Consider the following 3,177-nt stretch of genomic DNA (forward strand, 5'->3'; position numbering starts at 1 on the left):
CACATCTCTTCTAGACTGTAAACAACTCGAAGGTACTTGCAGAGTTGTTTACAGTTTTTTTTCATTATGTAGTGAAAGTAATTTCGGGAGCTTTCAAAAATAAAGGGAAGGACTTGCTAATGTCCTTCCCTTTCTATTGTTTATATCAAGCTTGCTTTTGTAATAACTCTACAGCAATATCAGGGCGATCAGTAATAATGCCTTGTGCTCCATTATTGATCAATTTGTTCATTGTGTCTATGTCATTGATCGTCCAATAGTGAACAGGTATATTCAGGTTATTTAAAAACTGAATAAATTTAGGCGAATCTAAGGCAATAACCCCTGATTTAGGTGGGATTTGAAATACATCTACTTTTGGATGATATAAATGTCCAAATTGACTTGAGAAGGAAGCGAATGCTTTTCTTACATCCGATTCACCTGCACCAAGTGCTACCTGATTTTGAGCATATAAATTGAAGCGATCTATTTGTTCACCGTAAAAACTTGTTACCACGACACGATGTTCAGCGCCAAGTTCTTCAATTAAACGCCAAAGTTTTGAAGGCATTAGACTTCCTTCATACGTATCAGGAGCATCTTTTATATCGATATTGATTAGCATGTTTGGATAACTTTCTAATAGCTCTCGTAACGTTACTACATTTAATTTATCCTCTCTATATGGAAAAGCTCCATCTAGATCTTCAAACTGGTAGCCATGGTTTAAGGCGTTAAGTTCTGCCAATGTCATATCAGCAACGAGACCATAACCATCTGTAGTACGTTCAACAGTTTCATCGTGGAAAACAATAATTTCCTCATCTTTCGTTAGGCGGATATCGATTTCAAAGCCATCAACACCTAGCTGCGCAGCTTTTTCAAAAGCCATCATTGTATGTTCGGGTGCTAAATGAGCTCCGCCACGATGTGCAAGTATTACAGGGCGATCAAATTGTAATGCTTGTTTGCTTTCTCGTTGCTGCGGTTTAGAAATCGCTTTACTTCCTGCCCACGCCGCTGCACTTGCTGCTGCAATGGCAAGCGCAATTTTTGTTTTCTTACCCATATTCGTCCTCCTTAACAATTATCGTCATATAAAAAGTATAGTGATTTCATTTTTCATTGATTGTAAGTGCTCAACGTTGGAGAGCTACCAAAACTAGAAACTAGTATAAGTGAATAAGGTGATTTTTTCATGCTGATTTTTGCCGTCATCATATAAAATAATTGTTATGGAGATTAAATGTTAAAACGTTCCATTATCGAGGCGTTAGCAGCATTTATTATTCCTTTTAATGTAGCAACCATTCATTCATCAAAAACACCTGATTCATAATTCTGCCAAGTTCAATGTTTATGCTTTTCCATTATAACGGAAAATTGAGCGTTCTGTCAGCTAAACTCTGTTGCTATCATTTTCTGGTCTATGGTATTCTTTTAGGTAAGAAATGAGGGAATCCAATATGAACGAACGACAAGGGCTAATCGTTTACGTCCATCAATTAAAACATGCGAAGTCTCTTCGGAAATATGGTCATGTTCTTTATATTTCTAGAAGGCAAAAGTACGTAGTGCTTTACTGTGATCGTGAGGATATTGACATGATGACAACAAAACTACAACGCCTCCCATTTGTGAAAGACGTTGTAGAGTCTTATCGTCCATTTGTGAAAACTGAATATGAAAATGCAAAACCAGATAAAGCAAAGGAATACGACTATAAAGTAGGCCTATAATATTAAGTTAATGCAGGTATATAGTTATTTAGTCTTAATATGCCAATTAAGTATTGATAAAATAGTTTTGATTCCGAAAATATAGATGAGTGCTTTATTTCTACAACAACTGCTTTTCGATCGAGTTGTTCTATTTGTGCTTCAAACATTTTTTGTCGCTTTGTTGGTTGTTCCTCATTATATGGGATGCCTTCTCGACAAATATATATAGGCATGAATTTACTTTCACCGACTGGTTTGAGGGCGACAGCTAAAGAAATTACCTTCTTATCTTCTTTTGTAGAAGTTAGTATAAAGGCTTGATGAAAACGTTCCTGATTGGTTTTAATAATTTCGAGTAGCTCGTAAACATCACCATAGCCTTCACCTAATTCTATAAATTGTTGTGGCATAATAATTGCACATCCTTTCCATTATCATAGTATCATGCTGCGGGAGGTCAAGCACATGAAATTTGCATTAAGCTTTTTTTCTATTTTAGCACTAATTATTACAGGAACGTTATTTTTCCAATATCATGCTTATTCTTCTGATCTAGAAACTGGCATAGGTGATTTTCATTACTCACAGGAAATAGAAATTGTTTATCGTGAAAATAGCTTGGATATTCGTCACCATTTTAAAAATCTGCCGAATCAAAAGGTGAAGATTAAATGGCCAGAAAAAGCAACGAATGCTAGTTGCTTTATCGAAAATGAAAAAAGCTGTGAACGTTTATCAGATGAAGTTTCTTATTTTGCAAAAGGAGAAACAAAATCACAATCTGTGTCATACATAATTCCCATTGAGGGTGGCTTAAAAAATAAGATGCTCCTTCAAAATGTTTTTGCTACACTAATGAATGGTGAAGCATCTTATTCAATTGTATCTATTTCGACGGACAGTAAAGTGAATGGACAATGGATTACAGGTCTACCATTAGTTGGTCAACAACAATTAGTTCATGTCAATTATACAATGTTTAGAGGAGATGGAACGGTTCAAGATCTTTATTGGCAAGCAGGTAAGCTTAAAGTACAAGAGCAATCCCCTGTATTATCGATCTATGCCCAGCAGGCCATTCCGAATGATTTCCTAAAATCATTCGAAAATTTACAGTTTTTAAATGATGAACATATTGCCATTATTCAAGAAAAAAGTCCAGTAGTAGCTCATGATGAGAGATTGTTATTTTTACCAACACTTACTACACAAGCTGTTGAACAGGAAGTGATTTTGTCACAAATTAAATCTCAATTTAAATTTGTGGATTCTCCAGAATGGTTACCTGAAGTTGTGGCATCCTACTTTTTAAACGACCAAATTGGCGGAGAAAGAACGAAGAAAATTATCACGAACTTAAATGAATATATGACGGATAATCAACAACAAGCTTGGCAGGAAACGCTGAAAAAACTAGGGGATGAATCGATTTCACCGGATACATTGGACACGTATTTATCGCAAGTATTAGATG

At 35.5% G+C, this 3,177-nt stretch carries 4 protein-coding genes; 2 read left to right on the plus strand and 2 right to left on the minus strand.

Going from position 1 to position 3,177, the window contains the following annotated elements:
• Positions 1–145: 145 nt before the first annotated feature.
• On the minus strand, positions 146–1,051 hold the full coding sequence (locus RT445_RS09080; protein ID WP_274795841.1) for a glycerophosphodiester phosphodiesterase family protein: 906 nt from the start codon (positions 1,049–1,051) through the stop codon (positions 146–148).
• Between the two features lie 397 nt (positions 1,052–1,448).
• On the opposite strand from RT445_RS09080, the gene RT445_RS09085 reads away from it, so the two are divergent.
• Positions 1,449–1,721, plus strand: coding sequence for a YlbG family protein (locus tag RT445_RS09085; protein WP_054611705.1), 273 nt, complete (start codon positions 1,449–1,451; stop codon positions 1,719–1,721).
• A 2-nt stretch (positions 1,722–1,723) separates the two neighbouring features.
• On the opposite strand, the gene RT445_RS09090 is transcribed toward RT445_RS09085, so the two are convergent.
• Complete coding sequence (locus RT445_RS09090) at positions 1,724–2,113, minus strand: DUF7147 family protein (protein ID WP_274795843.1); 390 nt, start codon at positions 2,111–2,113, stop codon at positions 1,724–1,726.
• A gap of 55 nt (positions 2,114–2,168) precedes the next feature.
• On the opposite strand from RT445_RS09090, the gene RT445_RS09095 reads away from it, so the two are divergent.
• On the plus strand, positions 2,169–3,177 hold a 1,009-nt coding region (locus tag RT445_RS09095; protein WP_313470437.1), incomplete at its 3' end, for an RNA polymerase II.

Origin of the sequence: Lysinibacillus sp. (genome assembly GCF_032093475.1) — a bacterium.
Classification (GTDB): domain Bacteria; phylum Bacillota; class Bacilli; order Bacillales_A; family Planococcaceae; genus Lysinibacillus; species Lysinibacillus irui.

Excerpts from the sequence above, each read along its gene's own strand:
- RT445_RS09080 (WP_274795841.1), bottom strand. The coding sequence starts at position 1,051 with ATGGGTAAGAAAACAAAAATTGCGCTTGCCATTGCAGCAGCAAGTGCA.
- RT445_RS09090 (WP_274795843.1), bottom strand. The coding sequence starts at position 2,113 with ATGCCACAACAATTTATAGAATTAGGTGAAGGCTATGGTGATGTTTAC.
- RT445_RS09085 (WP_054611705.1), top strand. The coding sequence starts at position 1,449 with ATGAACGAACGACAAGGGCTAATCGTTTACGTCCATCAATTAAAACAT.